Origin of the sequence: Metabacillus fastidiosus NBRC 101226 (assembly GCF_001591625.1) — a bacterium.
Taxonomy (GTDB): Bacteria; Bacillota; Bacilli; order Bacillales; family Bacillaceae; genus Metabacillus; species Metabacillus fastidiosus.
This window is the reverse complement of sequence record NZ_BCVG01000002.1, coordinates 35238-52118: the sequence shown is the minus strand read 5'-3', so window position 1 is coordinate 52118 and position 16881 is coordinate 35238. Positions and strand designations below refer to the sequence as shown.

Below are 16881 nucleotides of genomic sequence, written 5' to 3'. Positions count from 1 at the left end.
TTACACCTCAAGCTTATAGCCAATTCCCCAAACGGTTTTGATAAGAACTGCATTTTCCTTCAATTTTAATCTTAATGTTTTAATATGTGTATCAACGGTTCTTTCACTTCCACTGTAGTCTGCTCCCCAAACGGAAAGCAGAAGCTGTTCTCTTGAAAAAACCTTTCCTTTATTTTTTGCCAGTAGTGAGAGCAGTTCAAATTCTTTCAATGTCAGGGACAGCTCATTATTATTCATTTTTACTTTATAAGATTGGAGATCAAGAGAAAGTTCACCAGCTATTAATTGAGCGGCAGGCTGGAAAGATTTATTCGTTCTCCGCAGAACAGATTCCATTCTTGCAAGTAGTTCGCCAGGATGAAACGGTTTAATGATGTAATCATCACCCCCAAGCTTGAGTCCGTGAATTTTATCCCATTCTTCTCCTTTTGCTGATAGAAAAATAAGGGGAATCGAATATTTCTTCCTTAATTCCTCTGTAAATGTAAAACCGTCCATAAAGGGCATCATGACATCAACGATTAGAAGATCTGGAGCAGTCTTATTTATGATCATAAGCGCATCTATTCCATTTGCTGCTTCCAGCACTTTATAGCCGGCTTTTACTAAAAAAGTTTTTAATAAGGACCGCATCGTATCTTCATCATCAATAATCATCACTGTTAAATCATTCATATAAACACCACCTATATTACTCTTATTTTACATGAAAATTGTGAAATATTTATGAGATTTGGCATGGTAAAAAGAAAAGCCCTCCATGAAAGAAGGGCTTGTACTAACTTATTTTACTGCTTTTAACTAATTTATTATCGTCCGCGGTTTCATTTTTGATAAAAAATGAAGTAAGTAAGGCGAAGATACTGCCGATAAATCCGAATAGGAACACATAGTGAATACCGTGCATGAAATCGGTACTGCTTGTAAGCAATGCACCCATTATCGTTACACCGATTGCCGTTCCGATGTTTCTGCAAAACATAAAAAATGATGTTGAAATTCCTTTTTCATGTGCTCCGACCAGTTGCTGTGAGCCGATTAGACCGACAGTTGAGATAAGACCGTAAGCTAAACCTTGGATAATTAAGGAGAAAAAGACATAGAAAAAGCCGTGATTTTCATTTAAAAAGAATAGTGAAATACCAGAACATAAAAGCAATGTATTCCCGATAATTAGAAGATTGCGATAACCATATTTAATAATCCATTTACCAGCAGGTACAGAGACGACCATCCAGCCGATTGCAACACCGAGAAGGGCAACACCGCTCATGAAAAGCGAAAGTTCAGCAACATTTTGTAAGAATAATGGGATATAACTTGATGTTCCGAATAAAGCTACCGTTCCGATGAATGTGTTTATATTAATCCATGATATCGTTTTATTTTTAAAAATAGAGAGCGGGACAATTGGTGAAATCTGTTTCTTCTCATAGAAATAAAAAGCGATGATAAAAGCTATACCGATAGTTCCATATAGTATTTGATTTTTCTCCACAACTGTAGTTAAAAGAAGAGAGGTAACACCAAGAGCAAACAGAATTGCTCCAACATAATCAACAGCTGCTTTTTTCGGCTCATATTTTTCTTTATAAGGAAGAAGTGCTAAAAATGCAATGAAGCAGACGGGCAGATTAACATAGAAAATCCATCTCCATGTCATATATTCAACGAAAAATGCACCAAGAAGTGGGGCGAGTATAGCAGAAAGTCCCCACATGCTTGTAAATAAAGCTTGAATTTTCCCGCGTTTTTCAATTGGAAATAAGTCCCCGGCAATAATAGCGGGAAATGGGATCATAAACCCTGCTCCAATTCCTTGGATAGCACGGAAAATAATAAGCTGAACCATACTTCCGGATATCCCGCATAGAAGAGACCCAATTAAAAATAAAATAATACCGCAGCCGAATACTTTTTTTCTACCGAATAAGTCTGATAATCTCCCGGCTACAGGAGAAAGAATCGTACTTGTAATCATATACGAGGCGAAAGACCAAGCGTATAGATCGAAGCTCCCAAGTTCACGAGTAATAATTGGCATCGTTGTGTTCATAATCGTCGTATCGATTGATGCAACTAACATTGCAAGAACGATACTTGTCATAACTAATGCTCTACTTTTCATAACTAACCACCTTCTCACAATTCACAAAGATACATCATTATAACCTATTAAATATGGGATAATAAAGCGAGAAGGTCATAAAGTCTGGGAGAAATGAAATGGAAACATTATATAAAATGTATGAACATCTAAATTGGGCTAATTCACGTATTTTACAAAGAATTCAAATAGGTAAAGATGCCGCAAGGGAAGCGAGAAGATTATTTTCCCATCTCCTTTTTGCTGAGAGAGTATGGTTTATGAGATTAAAAGGAGAGGACTGCTCGTCTCTTAATATTTGGTGTGAGCTTGATATAGAAGGGTGTGAAATATTAGTAAAAGAAAATGAAGAAATGATAAGAGCCTATTTTACATATTTAGAGGATGGGATACTTGATAAAGAAATAGTCTATAAAAATAGTAAAGGGATCGAGTACATATCTTCGATTAGGGAAATACTGACCCATGTTGCACTGCATGGGCATTATCACCGAGGACAAATTAATTTCCTGCTCCGTACAAATGATCTTGAGCCGGTAGAGATTGATTTTATTACTTGGACGAGATAAAAAATAAAGGGAATATCTCAAGTACTGACAGCTTTACGTTGAGATATTCCTCTTCTTCTCATTAAGAGGAAGAAGCTGACGGATATGTTTTGTTCTTGTCTCACATACAACATCATTTGTGGAACCGATGTGAAAAGCAGAGGAGGTGGAAACACCATGGATTTTTACTGCATTGACCTGGATTTTACCTCTTTTGTTAAAAAAGACAGCTGAAATTTGTTCATCTAAAACCGGCTGTGGAAGAGCTTTATTAAAGATTGAATATTTAGAAAAATTCCCTTCTTTCGTATAGAAGGTTTCTACTTGTCTTTGGACCGCGAACACTTTTGACCGAAGAAGTATATTTTTGGAATCACCAATTTGAAAAATAGAGCTGATCCCGACTGCGTTGACGTATGCATAATTCACATATGAGAGCCGTCTATTCAGCATTTGTATTCTCTGCTTCAAGAGGCTGGAATGGACCGATAATTAAAGACTCCGGGGGCGTATCAAATGCCGAAGAAAGGGAGATCGTATTGGCATCACCGATAAGAAAAAGGGAAGAGCTCGCAACCCCGACTATTTGGATTGCTCCGACTTGAAGATTTTTATTCGTAACTGTGAAATTCATTTTATTCATTCCCTTTCATGTTCGTTGGTAAATGATTTAGAAAGTGGGTAATCGAGTTTTCTACATCTTTTTTTACATTTGTAACGATTGCTTTTTTATGATCATCAAGTGAATCATTCTCTGTTAGATGAATTCCATTTACATAATAATGAATACGGCTGTCAATTTGTTTGCGAATATCTTCAATAATATGGCGTCGGTGCGGCTCATCTAAACGGTAATTAAACTTCTCTTCAATATTTCCTATTAAACTCAAACACTCTCCATTTAGGAATTGATGAAGTTCTTCGCTTACTTGTGCCCCGAGTTGTTCTCTCAGTTCTTTTTGCATACCATGTATATTTACTCCATTTTGTGCTACGTCAAAGTTTTCAACTTGATTTGGATCAGTAGGATTTAAGCCGATATTTAATGTACCTTCAAGTCTTTCGATTTTAAGTTGATCAAATTTATATTCAATTTTCTCAATTTTTGTTGCTGAATTATCTTTTAATTTTCTCATTTCAGACTGTAATAGCTGAATTGTTTTTTCCAGCTCTGTAATTTTGTTATTTTGCGCTTGGATTTGTTGGAAATAATTATTGTACTGATACATTTTATCCCACCTTTTGCATTTCACTGCTTACTTGTTACGATACATTATGCAAATAGGGGAAAATAGGTGTTAGCCTATTAAGAGGACCTAGCGGAGCCTGGAGATTGAAGCGGCACAACAGGACTAAAAGTATCATCAGTTTGTGCTTCCGGTGCTGGTCCTGTAAATCCTCCTGTATTATAGTTATTGGAAAGCGCCTTTATAAGGCCCGAACTACCGATCTGAAATACCGAAGAATTAGCTACAGAGTTGACTTTTAAGTAGTTGATTGAAATGGATTGATTAATGTAAAAGTTCAAGGTGAATTCCTCCCTACATATTTCCAACTACAGGCTGATCGACTATATCCTGATCATACATATTTGTGACACTGTTTTGATTATAAATATTCAGTCCATCACCAGTACTAAATGATCCGGCGCCTGCAAAAGTTTTAACCTCGCTATAAGGGGAGATCGTAATAACGTCTCCGATATGAACGATGCTGCTTGTTCCGACACTATTTACTTTAAAAACACCTACTATCGCTGGCATAAACAACATCCTTTTTCATTAGTCTATGTTTTAATGTAGTTTATGAAAAAAATAGGTAAATGTGTAATATAAAAAATCGCCAAGCAAATGCCGGCGATGATTTATTATGCATTAATAATTTCATACGTCTCTGGAACTTCAATATTTCCAATGACTGATTGCGTCATAGAACAGTTTTTTCTTGATAAAGCCATTGCCTTTTCAACTTTTTTTATTTAAATCTTTACCTGTAATGCGAAAGTGTATATTAATTTTCTCGAAGCGCCCCGCCTCTTCCATATTACGTTCATCTTTAGCACTAATATGTAAATCTTTTATATCGATCTGTATGCAGATCCGTAAAATATACCGCTTCTTTCATCGTAAATTCCACTTTATAAAATCTCCTTTCTTCTGTAAAAAATATAAGCTTTCTCTGCTCTCAGCATCTTGATTAGGATTTAATCCTATCCTGTTAAGAGGAGAGCTGCTTTTTCATGCTTAGTTATGAGTGAAACATGAGAATATGTATTATGAAGAAAAATAAGGACTGTCTTCAAGAAGGGGACCGCTCCTATAAATTTTATTACTATATAGCAGGCTATGTATAATTTCTGTGCTATATCAAAATTATAGGAGAGATATCTTCTCTTTGAGACAGTCTCGATCAGTTTAGTTTTTTTATTTAACAGATTATCTTTTATAAGCAGTTTATTTAACGTCTGTTGTCAGCATTAAATTGTTTTTTTTTCTTTAGTTGTTTTATGGTTGGTTAGCTTAAGTTGTTGAAGTATAAGAGTATCAAGTTCTTGACTGCATTGAATTGTTTCCGCAGCATTTAATCCGAATCTTTTGGCTGTACTAATTAAATGTTTACGCTTTAATTCAATCTCTGTTAACAAAATCATCGTTTTCTCCATCTTTCATCCAATAATTAAAATGTCATAGAGGTTGGTATTTTTATTTTTAATAAGGCTATTATACTACTTTTTTTGACAAAAAATACATTAATTAATAGAAATATTAAATTTTTGGTGAATAATTTATAGTCATAAAGGAATATTTCTCCTCTTTTTTATAAACAAGAAGACCTTCTTATCTGTTGCATATGATAAGAATTTAAAGGAGTTTGTATAGAGAACGGCGAATAATGGCATATGAATAGAAGAGATATAAATAAAGCATTTATTTTTGAAAAAATAAAAGGTGGTTAAGATGAAATTTATTAGCGGACAAATTTATGAACATACTTTTATTGGTCTTATTCAAGGTGACAAAGTACTGGATATTCACAAGGCAGAGAGTATTTTATTCGAGCTTGCAACACTTCCGCCTACATTATTGGAATGTATTGAAATTGGTGAAAGATTTGTTACACATGTCATGCAATTAGTCGAATGGTCGAAAAAAGCAGAAGATACAGAATCTTATTTGTATCCGCTAGAAAATGTTAAGATTTTAGCGCCTATTACAAAGCTAAAGAAAAATATTTTCTGTGTTGCAAAAAATTATTATGATCATGCAGAAGAAATGGGTGACAAGGAAAATATTGATGAACATATTATGCTTTTTTCTAAGGCTCCCACAACAGTAATTGGTCCTGAGGAAGAAATCGATCCACATCTTCATTTAACGAATGAGCTGGATTATGAAGGTGAGTTAGCGATTGTAATCGGCAAAAAGGGAAAGCAAATAGAGAAAGAAGATGCGATGGACTATGTGTTTGGCTATACGATTATAAATGATATAACAGCGAGGGATCTTCAATCCCGCCATAAACAATTCTTCCTTGGAAAAAGTTTGGATACATCTTGTCCGATGGGACCTTACATCGTACATAAATCAGCGATTAATGATCCTAAAAATCTAATGATTAAAACATCAGTTAATAATGAAGTAAGACAGGATGGAAATACGAAAGAAATGATCTTTCCGATCGAGTATATTATTTCCATCATTTCTCAAGGAACGACGCTGGAAGCGGGAGATATTATTGCGACTGGCACTCCGGCTGGTGTAGGAAAAGGATTTCATCCGCCGAAGTATTTACAGCCAGGGGATGTAATTGAAATTGAAATAGAGGAAATTGGAGTTTTGAGAAATAAGGTGAAAAAATAAAGAAAGCGCCTGAGGTGCTTTCTTTATTCAATTATTTTTTTCACTTTTTCAATTGCCCAATCCAGCTCGTCTTTTTTAATAATAAGCGGTGGGGCAAAACGAATAACATTATCATGTGTTTCTTTACAAAGCAATCCTTCTTCTTTTAATTTTTCACAATAAGGCCGGGCAGATTCATATAATTCCAGTCCGATAAATAGTCCTTTTCCACGTACTTCTTTAATAAGTGCACTCTTTAATTGTTTTAGATTATCCATCATGTAGTCACCTAGCTGTCTGGAACGTTCTGCAAGCTTTTCTTCTATAATAACGTCTAAAGAAGCAATAGAAACAGCACATGCGAGAGGATTGCCGCCAAATGTTGAACCATGGGAGCCTGGATTGAACACACCAAGTATGTCCTTATTAGCAGCAACACAGGAAATTGGGAATACTCCGCCACCGAGCGCTTTTCCTAAAATATACATATCAGGTTCAATGTCTTCCCAATCACAAGCGAACATTTTCCCGGCACGGCCGAGTCCTGCTTGGATTTCATCGGCTACGAATAAGATATTATTTGTTTTACATAAATGATACGCAGCAGATAAGTAGCCATCCTCTGGAATAATAATGCCAGCTTCCCCTTGAATTGGTTCGATAATAAAAGCAGCTGTGTTTTCTGTAATAGCGTTTTCTAATGCGTGAAGATCACCAAATGGAATTATTTTAATACCAGGAAGAAGAGGGCCAAATCCTTTTTTATAGTCATCAACGGAGGACATAGAGACAGCCGTCATTGTTCGTCCATGGAAATTGTTTTCACAGACGATTATTTCCGCTTTATCCTTTTTAATATTCTTTATTTCATATGCCCAGCGGCGAACGGCTTTAACAGCAGTTTCCACAGCCTCTGCTCCAGTATTCATTGGAAGAACCATATTTTTATTTGTGAGCTTTGCTACCTTTTCATACCAGAGACCGAGCTGATCATTGTGGAAAGCTCTTGAAGTTAATGTAATTTTACCTGCTTGTTCTTTTAAGGCAGCAATAATTTTTGGATGGCAATGTCCTTGATTAACGGCGGAATAAGCACTTAGCATATCTAAGTATCTTTTGCCGTCAGCATCTTCCATCCAAACACCGGATGCTTTGGAAATAACGACTGGAAGCGGGTAATAATTATTTGCACCAAATTTTTCAGTTTGCTTTATAATTTGTACTGATTTGGACATATTTCTCCCCTCCATATGAAAATGCTTGTTTATCAGCTATATAGTACATACTACTCTCCGCTTGGGGATATAATGATCGAACATATTATTTTATTTATAATGAAAATTCATGATAACATATTAATTGAATTGAATTTAATTGAATAAAAATAAGGAGGAATTAAAAATGGTACATATGCATATTACGGCATGGGTCGTTGGATTAATTTTATTTTTCATTGCTAGCTCAATGTACAAGTCTGAAAAAATGAAGCCGGCTACTATTGTACATATGATTTTAAGACTGTTTTATTTAATCATTATTGCATCTGGAATTCTTGTCTTAAACGAATTAGGTTTCAATTTATCAAATCTCAATGGAGAATATATTGGGAAACTAATCCTTGGACTCGTTACAGTCGCTATGATGGAAATGGTTTTAGTAAAGATGAAAAAAGAAAAGCCAGCAAAGGTATTTTGGATTATTTTCATTATTGCTCTTGTGTTAACAATTCTGCTTGGTATCCGTCTCCCTGGAGGTATTTTCCATATGTAGGGTGGAAGCGCCTGATCTGCTTAAAAGCTAGATCAGGCATTTTTTTAATATTTACCAGTGATTAATATTCGTTTTCCGAGACTTGTTGTTATTTCCAGTCTATCCTGGGGATGAACGCCTCGCTCGAAGTGGTGCTGTAATGCACAAATCTCTTCTTCATTATCAAAATGAAAAAAGGAAACACCTTTCTTTTGAACGCTGTTAGTCAAAAATATTAACTGATTATACGAATATACACAGTCAAAAGGGGAAAATGACAAGAGATTTAATTGCTTTATTAATTTAATGAACGTTTTCTCATCCAATTCTTTTAACATTTCTTCTAAAGCAACTGGAAGCCTTCTACGCATTCGAATAAGATCCCCGACATTTATTTGTAATAGCCCCTTTTTTGTTTCGAGCTGTCCGAAATTGAAACAACATCCTTTAAGCCAGCTTTGATTTTTGAAAATTTCCAGTTGTTCGCCTTTTAAATTGTCTAAATAATGGAGCTCATCATTTATATTATCGTAAAAAACGAGTTGTCCGCCATCGTTTTCAACACTGCCGGTAATATAAGAGCGTTCCTGTTTAATTAAATAATCAATTCGCTGTTTTTGCTGCATTTATTTCTACCTCCATTAAAAGAAAATTGACTAGTTATCCTATTTAAAAAGCTGTTACTGTTCTTTTTTTCCAAAAAAGAGGAAATTTATTCAGAGAAAGGAGGACAGTCCCCTGAAAACTATTATGGGGAACTGTCCTTTATTTATTAATAAGCAAAAATTTAAATTCGTAAGGCTTTAATGAAATAGATAAGTTTTCTGCATGTGCAGCGAATTCTTTTTCATTACAAATATCACGGATCATCAGGTCTTTTAGATTTAGTTCCGGTATTGCTATGTTAAGAGAGTTATTGGAATTATTCATTATTACAATTAATATTTCCTTTTCATTTTCTTTCTTGTATATAATATGATTTGTTTCCTTATCTGCTGACAAAAAAGAAAATATACCGTTGTTTGCAAAAATAGGATATGTCTTTCGTAATGAAATAAGTTTCTTCACATGGTTAAGCATATTTATATCTTGATGCTGTCTATCCCAAATCATACATTTTCTGCAGTCAGGATCATCTCCACCAGCCATGCCTATTTCATCTCCATAATAAATGCAAGGTGTCCCAATAAAGCTCAGCTGAAAGGCAGTTAACAGTTTCACTTTTTCTCTATTATCTTTTGCAGTTGTTAATATTCTCGCTGTATCATGGCTTCCGAGTAAATTAAATGCGACTTCATTTACATTTCGTGGATACATATGGCATACATGTGAAATAGCGTTACAAAACTGTTCTGCATTTATTTCATCTTTTGCAAAAAAGTTTAAAGCTGCATTTGTAAAAGGATAGTTCATAACAGCATCGAATTGATCACCTGAAAGCCAAGGGATAGCGTCATGCCAAATTTCTCCGAGTATATAAACATCACGCTTTATTTTTTTCATTTCTGTTCGGAATTCCCGCCAGAACTGATGATCTATTTCATTTGCCACATCGAGACGCCAGCCGTCAATATTAAATTCTCTTAGCCAATATGCACCGACTTTTAATAAATAATCTTTCACTTCAGGATTTTGTGTATTTAATTTAGGCATTGTTTTTACAAATCCAAAAGCGTCATAATTTGGCCTCGGTTTCGTTTTAATCGGAAATTCATGAAGGTGAAACCAATTTTTATAACGAGAATTTTCCCCGTGTTTAAGTACATTCTGGAACGGTTCGAAAAAATAACCGCTATGATTAAAAACAGCATCAAGCATCACTTTTATCCCATGTTTATGGCAAGTATCGATAAGCCTTTTAAATGTTTCTGTATCCCCAAATTGAGGATCAATTTCCATGTAGTCAATCGTATCGTATTTATGATTGGAATGAGCTTTAAAAATAGGTGTTAAATAAATACCAGTAATTCCGAGTTCAACAAGGTAATCGATCCGCTGAATAATTCCTTCAAAATCACCGCCGAAAAAGTTTGTTGCTGTCGGTTCGGCACTTCCCCATGGCAAAGTATCTTTAGGATTATTTCTATCACTACCGTTTGCAAAGCGCTCAGGAAATATTTGATACCAAACTGTATTTCTTACCCATTCAGGCGGTGTGAATGCATCGTTTTCATGTAGAAAAGGAAAAGCAAAATAAAAGCCGATATCATCTTTTGGTGCCGTATCGTTAAACCCTTTTTCACCATAAAAAATTGTTTCATCACCGGAAGCAATTTTAAATCCGTATCTTAAACGACGGTAAGGCGGTTTTACTTCTGTAAACCAATAATCAAAAAGCTCATCACGGCCGCTAATTTGCATCGGAACTATTGATGAAATCCATCCTGACACATCCCATTCATAAGGATCGCCGTAAATAAGATTAACAGAGTGTGCATCTCCTCTTTTGGTACGAAGTAATATATGTAAAGTTTCTGCATCATAAATATAAGCATATTGATCTTTCGGACGATGATAAACAGCTTCTTTGTTCATAAAACAGCCCCCCTTATCTCCTTTTTTAATGTCTTACATAAATACTATGTTTATGGTTTCCAAAATGCCTCATTTTAACAGTGCTGTGACAGAAGTTTCTTTCTTAGATGGATAAAGGGTGGAGAGAGTATTCCATTGAATACTTGTACAAATATTTGCATATAAGTGAAGGGATGATGAAACATTTTAGGAGGGGGCAAAATGAAAAGGTTTTTTTCCATATTTATGATCATCTTGCTTGTGCTGGGAGTGCTGTCTGCCTGTGGTCCGAAAGAAAAAGAGAATACAAATGGAACTGCAGATAGCAAAAAACCTGAGAAATTAATCGTTTGGGAAGATACTAAAAAGGGAGTCGGATTAAAGCCGGCAGTACAATCTTTTGAAGAAAAGTATGGAATTAAAATCGAATTTAAAGAAATTGAAATGGCGAAAAAAATGCGTGATCAGCTCCGTTTAGACGGTCCGGCTGGAACAGGTCCTGATGTCGTGACATTACCACATGACCAGATCGGGCAAGTTGTTACAGAAGGACTTATTGCTGAATTAAAAGTGGATGAGTCAATCCTTGATACATTTACAGAGTCATCTGTCTTAGCACAAAAATATGATGGGAAATTATATGGATTACCAAAAGCGACAGAAACTCCAATTTTTATTTATAATAAAGAATTTATGAAAGAAGCTCCAAAAACAATGGATGGAGTGTATAGCTTTGCGAAAGGATTTACGAAAGATGGTAAATACGGATTTTTAGCGATATTAGATAATTATTATTTTTCGCATGGCTTCATCGGTGGAATGGGCGGCTATGTATTTAAAGAAAATGATGGGGCATTAGACCGTGATGATGTTGGTTTAAATAATGATGGAGCAGTAAAAGGAGCTGAATATATTCAAAAGTGGTATAAAGAAGGATTGTTCCCAAAGGGAATTATCGGTGAAAATGGTGGTTCAGCGATGGATGGATTATTTAATGAAGGAAAGGTTGCTTCTGTTATGAATGGTCCTTGGGCTGTTCAAGGAATGAAAGATGCCGGAATTGAAATTGGGGCTGCACCAATGCCGAGCCTGCCGAATGGGGAGCCGGTGAAGACGTTTATGGGTGTGAAAGGATGGCATGTATCAGCATTTTCAAAAAATCAAGAATGGGCAACAAAATTTGTGGAACATATTACGAATGAAGAGAATGCAAAAAAACGTTTTGAACTAACGAGTGAAATTCCACCGGTTAAAAGTTTAATAGAAGATCCCGTTATTAAAGAGAATGACGTAGCGTACGCTGTCGCTGAGCAATCACAAAATGCGCTGCCAATGCCAAACATTCCAGAAATGGCGGAAGTGTGGAAGCCGATGGCCGACAGCCTGCAAACGATTGTGACAGGAAAAGCGGAGCCAAAAGCTGCATTAGACAGTGCAGTAAAGGGAATCAAGACAAATATTAAAACGAATCATAAGTAAGAACAGCAGTCCCCGTGAGCAGCTTACGGGGACTATTTCGGAAAGGAAGTGAGAGACATTAAATCTCATTCAAACCATCGGAAAATTGCCCTCGTTTTATCTGTTATTCCGGGTCTTGGACAGCTGTATAATCGCCAGTTTTTAAAGGGCGGCATATTTCTCCTTTTAGCTGCTTCTTTTTTATATGTTTTTTGGGACTTGATTGATATTGGTTTATGGGGCATAGCAACTTTAGGAACAGAAGTGCCACGTGATCATTCTCTTTTCTTATTAGTTTATGGGATTTTAGCTGTCATCGTTTTATTATTCGGCCTTGCCTTTTATTTTATTAATTTGAGAGACTCCTATAAAAACGGTAAAAGACGTGATCAAGGTTTGGAGCTTAGTACAGTGAGAGAGCAGTATAGAAATTTAATTGATCAAGGTTTTCCATATTTAATGATTTCCCCGGGAGTTCTGCTACTAGTATTCGTCGTTATCTTCCCAATTATTTTTGTCGTGCTGCTAGCATTCACAAACTATGACTTATATCATTCTCCTCCTGCCAAGCTCATTGATTGGGCTGGTTTTCAAAACTTCATGGACATTTTTGAAATCGATATTTGGCGGCAAACATTCTTTGCGGTGCTGGCGTGGACAATCGTTTGGACATTCGGTGCAACGACATTACAAGTTGCTTTAGGTATTTTTCTCGCTGTTATCGTAAATCAAAAAGATTTAAAAGGGAAAGCGATTATACGGACAGTTTTTATTTTACCTTGGGCAATTCCGGCCTTTGTTTCCCTCCTCGTTTTTGCGGCGATGTTTAATGAATCATTTGGAACAGTGAATGAACATATTTTAGGAATGTTCGGGATAGAGGGAGTTCCATGGATGACTAATCCTTTTTGGACGAGACTCGCATTAATCATGATTCAGTCATGGCTCGGTTTCCCGTTTATTTTTGCTATGACGACAGGGGTTCTTCAATCTATTCCAAATGAATTATATGAAGCAGCAACAGTCGATGGTGCCTCTGTCTGGCAAAAGTTCAGAAATATTACGCTGCCACTTGTTTTATTTGCAACTGCACCAATTATTATTACACAGTATGCATTTAATTTTAATAATTTTAATGCTATCTATTTATTTAATGGTGGGGGACCTGCGATTGCTGATCAGACAGCTGGTGGAACAGATATTTTAATCTCATGGATTTACAGGCTTACAATGACATCTGCTCAATATTCAAAAGCCGCTGCAATTACGCTGCTTTTATCACTTATTGTTATTAGTGTTGCTTTGTGGCAATTTAAGCGGACAAAATCATTTCAAGAAGAGGATATGATGTGAAATGAGTATGAAAAAAGAGAGAACTATCCGGTTGACATTATCGTATCTCGTCATTTTTGTTATGTTTGCGATTATTTTATACCCGGTCCTTTGGATTATCGGTTCTTCTTTTAATCCAGGGCAAAGCTTATCTGGTTCATCCATTATTCCTGAAAATGCTACTTTAAAGCATTATCAATTTTTATTCGATCTTGAAAAAAGTAATTACTTATATTGGTATTGGAATTCATTAAAAGTAAGTTTTCTAACGATGGCTTTAACAGTCATTATGGTAAGTTTAACAGCTTATACATTTTCCCGTTACCGCTTTATTGGCAGAAAAAATGGATTACTTGCTTTTTTAATTTTGCAGATGGTTCCAAACTTTGCAGCGCTGATTGCTATTTTCGTTTTAGCTTTATTAACAGGACTTTTAGATACGCATTTAGGATTAATTCTTGTTTATGTAGGCGGACAAATTCCTATAAATACATGGCTTATGAAAGGATATTTGGATACAATTCCAAAAGAGCTTGATGAATCGGCAAAAATAGATGGAGCCGGTCATTTAAGGATTTTTCTGCAAATTATTATGCCGCTCGCAAAACCTATTATTGCCGTTGTTGCTTTGTTTTCTTTTATCGCTCCATTTGCTGATTTCATCATCGCTAATATTTTGCTCCGCTCAGAAAAAAATTTCACATTGGCAGTCGGTCTTTACAATATGGTTGCGAAACAATTCGGTGCTGAGTTTACAAAATTTGCGGCAGGCTCTGTTTTAATTGCCATTCCAATTGCGATTTTATTTTTATCATTTCAAAGATATTTCGTTTCTGGCTTAACGGCAGGGGGTACAAAAGGATAAATTTCCTATATAATAGAATTAATAAAGAGATAGGGGGGAACGGGTATGAGTAAAAGACTCTCTCAATTGCTACTTATCCCGTTTCTTCTTTTTTATGCTTCACAAGTAGGTGCTGCTGAAAAAGAAGAACAATACATAGAGGATGAAATTATTTATTCATTAATGGTAGACAGATTTAATAACGGGGATACGAGCAATGATGGCGATGGAATAAACTATAATAATCCAAAGGGATATTATGGTGGGGATATTGAAGGTATTATTAGAAAGCTGGATTATATTCAAACGATGGGATTTACAACGATTTCTCTATCACCGATTTTTGAAAGTGACAGTTTTGATGGGAATTCTGTTCACGACTTAAAAAAAGTAGATAAGCATTTTGGAACGATCGACGATGTAAAAAGACTCGTTTCGGAAGCGCATACAAGAGATATGAAAATTATTTTACAGTTTATTACTAATAATAAAGAAGAACAATACATAATCGAAACGGCAAAATGGTGGATTGAACAAACAGATATCGATGGCTATTATTTAACAGATATAGAGAAATTTTCCTCACAGTTTTGGAGCAAGTTTTCAAAGGAAATAAAGACTTTGAAAAGAAACTTTATATTAATTGGAGATGCTGAAAGGGAGAGCAGCGGTAATGATTTATTTTTAAACGGCTCCTTTTATAAAGAGGCTTCAAATGTTTTTTCAAAGCCAAATCAATCTATTAAAAGTTTACTAGATCAAGAGATAGATTCATTATCTGCAACATTTATTGATAATGAAGATGAAATTCGCTTTACGAGAAAGGCGATAGAGAATAAGTTTCATCCAGGACCGAGAATAAGAATGGCACTGGCTTATATGTATACAGCACCGGGAGTGCCGATCATTTATTACGGAACTGAAATTGCATTAGACGGTGGAAAAGCGCCGGATAATTTGAAAATGATGGATTTTCAAACTGGGGAAGAACTTATTCAATATATCGAAAAGCTCGCAAAAGTTCGTCATAGTTTGCCGGTATTAGCAAAGGGAAATATTGAATTATTATATGAAAAGAACGGAATGGCTATTTATAAGAGAACATATAGAAATGAATCAGTTATTGTCGCTTTAAATAATACGACAGAAACACAGAAAGTAATGATTTCGAATGAAGAAATTGCTGAAAATAAAGAGCTTCGAGGTCTATTAACAGGCGATATTTTTCATGAAGAAAATGGTTATTACGAGTTTATTCTCGACCGTGAATTAGCAGAAGTATATGAAATAAAAGAACAGACAGGACCAAACTGGCCGCTTATTAGCGTGTTTATTTTAGTTCCGGGATTGTTTTTATTATTTTTAATTATTGCAAAGAGAAGAGGGACTGTTCGATAAGTCCCTGATAAGGTTTAAAAGCTGAAAGGCCCTGTCACCAAATCCTTGGTTTTACTGGATTTTCATCACAAGGCCTTTCAGCAGGGTGTCTCCACAGGGTTGCTTTTACCCTTTGGGGACACCCTCTTTCATTTATCCATTTATAATTTTCCCGCCATTTACATGAATCATCTGCCCGGTAATGTAACTGGAGTCATCGCTAGCTAAAAATACATAGCTCGGTGCGAGTTCTTCAGGCTGTCCCGGTCGCGCCATCGGAGTATCTCCCCCGAAAGTAGAAACTTGATCACTTTTGAATGTAGAAGGAATAAGTGGAGTCCATATCGGTCCAGGAGCCACACCATTTACACGGATACCTTTTTCAACTAATGAGAGAGCAAGAGATCTTGTAAATGTTGTGATTGCACCTTTTGTTGCTGAATAATCAATTAATTCTTTATGACCGGCATATGCGGTAATAGATGATGTATTAATGATGGTACTTCCTTGTTTTAAGTGGGGAAGCGCCGCTTTCGTTAAATAGAAAAATGAAAAAATATTCGTTCGGAATGTTCGTTCAAGCTGTTCACTTGAGATATGTTCGATACCTTTTTGCGGATGCTGTTCCGCTGCGTTGTTTACAACAATATCGATCTTTCCGAATTGATTTATTGTATCAGTTACAACTTTTCCGCAAAATGCTTCATCGCCAATATCACCTGATATTAACAGACATTGTCTTCCTAGTTGTTCTACATGTTTCTTTGTTTCATTTGCATCATCATGCTCGTTAAAATAGATGATTGCAACATTTGCACCTTCTTTTGCATAATGGACAGCAACAGCCCGTCCAATTCCGCTGTCTCCACCGGTGATAATCGCAACTTTATCTTGCAGTTTCCCACTTGCTTTATAAGATGTACCTTCAAATTTAGGCAGCGGATTCATTATATTTTCGATTCCAGGCTGCACTGACTGTTCCTGCGGCGGTAATGTTTGTTTTGGCTGATTTGAATTTTGGCTCATTTTCATAACCTCCCAATACGTAGTATGCTGAAAAATAGGGGAAGTATGTCTGAAATAGAAAGTTACTGATATAAGAGGAGATTGCCG

General features: G+C 35.7%; 19 protein-coding genes. 7 read left to right on the top strand and 12 right to left on the bottom strand.

What is annotated here, in order from left to right; all coding sequences use genetic code 11:
- Together BFA01S_RS00825 and BFA01S_RS00820 are read right to left on the bottom strand one after the other, a co-directional pair.
- Complete coding sequence (locus BFA01S_RS00825; protein WP_066224653.1) at window positions 1–675, bottom strand: response regulator transcription factor; 675 nt, start codon at window positions 673–675, stop codon at window positions 1–3.
- Window positions 676–778: 103 nt separating this feature from the next.
- Window positions 779–2128, bottom strand: coding sequence for an MDR family MFS transporter (locus BFA01S_RS00820; protein ID WP_066224650.1), 1350 nt, complete (start codon window positions 2126–2128; stop codon window positions 779–781).
- Window positions 2129–2226: 98 nt separating this feature from the next.
- Between BFA01S_RS00820 and BFA01S_RS00815 the strand changes: the two genes are divergently transcribed.
- Complete coding sequence (locus BFA01S_RS00815; RefSeq protein WP_066224647.1) at window positions 2227–2676, top strand: DinB family protein; 450 nt, start codon at window positions 2227–2229, stop codon at window positions 2674–2676.
- 33 nt (window positions 2677–2709) lie between these two features.
- Here BFA01S_RS00815 and BFA01S_RS00810 read toward each other — a convergent pair whose 3' ends face one another.
- From BFA01S_RS00810 to BFA01S_RS00785, 6 genes are all read right to left on the bottom strand, one after another.
- The gene (locus BFA01S_RS00810; protein ID WP_169800416.1) at window positions 2710–3084 is read right to left on the bottom strand and encodes a spore germination protein GerPE; all 375 of its coding nucleotides are present in this window, start codon (window positions 3082–3084) and stop codon (window positions 2710–2712) included.
- A 13-nt stretch (window positions 3085–3097) separates the two neighbouring features.
- Entirely contained in the window at window positions 3098–3289 is a 192-nt protein-coding gene (locus BFA01S_RS00805; RefSeq protein WP_066224642.1) for a spore gernimation protein GerPD, read from the bottom strand.
- 1 nt (window position 3290) lies between these two features.
- The gene (gene gerPC, locus BFA01S_RS00800) at window positions 3291–3884 is read right to left on the bottom strand and encodes a spore germination protein GerPC (RefSeq protein ID WP_066224639.1); all 594 of its coding nucleotides are present in this window, start codon (window positions 3882–3884) and stop codon (window positions 3291–3293) included.
- Window positions 3885–3961: 77 nt separating this feature from the next.
- Window positions 3962–4183: a spore germination protein GerPB gene (locus BFA01S_RS00795; protein ID WP_066224637.1), complete on the bottom strand. Its 222-nt coding sequence runs from the start codon at window positions 4181–4183 to the stop codon at window positions 3962–3964.
- A gap of 13 nt (window positions 4184–4196) precedes the next feature.
- On the bottom strand, window positions 4197–4418 hold the full coding sequence (locus BFA01S_RS00790; protein WP_066224635.1) for a spore germination protein: 222 nt from the start codon (window positions 4416–4418) through the stop codon (window positions 4197–4199).
- A 713-nt stretch (window positions 4419–5131) separates the two neighbouring features.
- Entirely contained in the window at window positions 5132–5305 is a 174-nt protein-coding gene (locus BFA01S_RS00785; protein ID WP_369690786.1) for an aspartyl-phosphate phosphatase Spo0E family protein, read from the bottom strand.
- 307 nt (window positions 5306–5612) lie between these two features.
- Between BFA01S_RS00785 and BFA01S_RS00780 the strand changes: the two genes are divergently transcribed.
- Window positions 5613–6515, top strand: coding sequence for a fumarylacetoacetate hydrolase family protein (locus BFA01S_RS00780; protein WP_066224631.1), 903 nt, complete (start codon window positions 5613–5615; stop codon window positions 6513–6515).
- A 23-nt stretch (window positions 6516–6538) separates the two neighbouring features.
- Here the strand turns inward: BFA01S_RS00780 and BFA01S_RS00775 are convergent, their stop codons facing one another.
- Window positions 6539–7729 (bottom strand): ornithine--oxo-acid transaminase, encoded by a 1191-nt coding sequence (locus BFA01S_RS00775; protein ID WP_066224629.1) that lies wholly within the window; start codon window positions 7727–7729, stop codon window positions 6539–6541.
- 166 nt (window positions 7730–7895) lie between these two features.
- Between BFA01S_RS00775 and BFA01S_RS00770 the strand changes: the two genes are divergently transcribed.
- Entirely contained in the window at window positions 7896–8264 is a 369-nt protein-coding gene (locus BFA01S_RS00770) for a YisL family protein (RefSeq protein ID WP_066224627.1), read from the top strand.
- 44 nt (window positions 8265–8308) lie between these two features.
- Here the strand turns inward: BFA01S_RS00770 and BFA01S_RS00765 are convergent, their stop codons facing one another.
- Together BFA01S_RS00765 and BFA01S_RS00760 are read right to left on the bottom strand one after the other, a co-directional pair.
- Window positions 8309–8869 (bottom strand): DUF2777 family protein, encoded by a 561-nt coding sequence (locus BFA01S_RS00765; protein WP_066224625.1) that lies wholly within the window; start codon window positions 8867–8869, stop codon window positions 8309–8311.
- Window positions 8870–9008: 139 nt separating this feature from the next.
- Window positions 9009–10778 carry an alpha-glycosidase gene (locus tag BFA01S_RS00760; RefSeq protein ID WP_066224622.1) on the bottom strand — a complete coding sequence of 590 codons (1770 nt, stop codon included), beginning with the start codon at window positions 10776–10778 and terminating at the stop codon, window positions 9009–9011.
- Between the two features lie 201 nt (window positions 10779–10979).
- On the opposite strand from BFA01S_RS00760, the gene BFA01S_RS00755 reads away from it, so the two are divergent.
- From BFA01S_RS00755 to BFA01S_RS00740, 4 genes are read left to right on the top strand one after another with little or no spacing between them, the layout of a single operon-like run.
- Window positions 10980–12236, top strand: a complete 1257-nt coding sequence (locus tag BFA01S_RS00755; protein WP_066224619.1) for an extracellular solute-binding protein — start codon at window positions 10980–10982, stop codon at window positions 12234–12236.
- Window positions 12237–12284: 48 nt separating this feature from the next.
- On the top strand, window positions 12285–13568 hold the full coding sequence (locus BFA01S_RS00750) for a carbohydrate ABC transporter permease (protein ID WP_066224617.1): 1284 nt from the start codon (window positions 12285–12287) through the stop codon (window positions 13566–13568).
- A 1-nt stretch (window position 13569) separates the two neighbouring features.
- Window positions 13570–14412 (top strand): sugar ABC transporter permease, encoded by an 843-nt coding sequence (locus BFA01S_RS00745; protein WP_066224614.1) that lies wholly within the window; start codon window positions 13570–13572, stop codon window positions 14410–14412.
- Window positions 14413–14457: 45 nt separating this feature from the next.
- The gene (locus BFA01S_RS00740) at window positions 14458–15789 is read left to right on the top strand and encodes an alpha-amylase family glycosyl hydrolase (RefSeq protein ID WP_066224609.1); all 1332 of its coding nucleotides are present in this window, start codon (window positions 14458–14460) and stop codon (window positions 15787–15789) included.
- A 132-nt stretch (window positions 15790–15921) separates the two neighbouring features.
- Here the strand turns inward: BFA01S_RS00740 and BFA01S_RS00735 are convergent, their stop codons facing one another.
- A complete protein-coding gene (locus tag BFA01S_RS00735; protein ID WP_066224606.1) occupies window positions 15922–16794 on the bottom strand; it encodes an SDR family oxidoreductase in 873 nt (290 codons plus the stop codon).
- Between the last annotated feature and the right edge of the window lie 87 nt (window positions 16795–16881).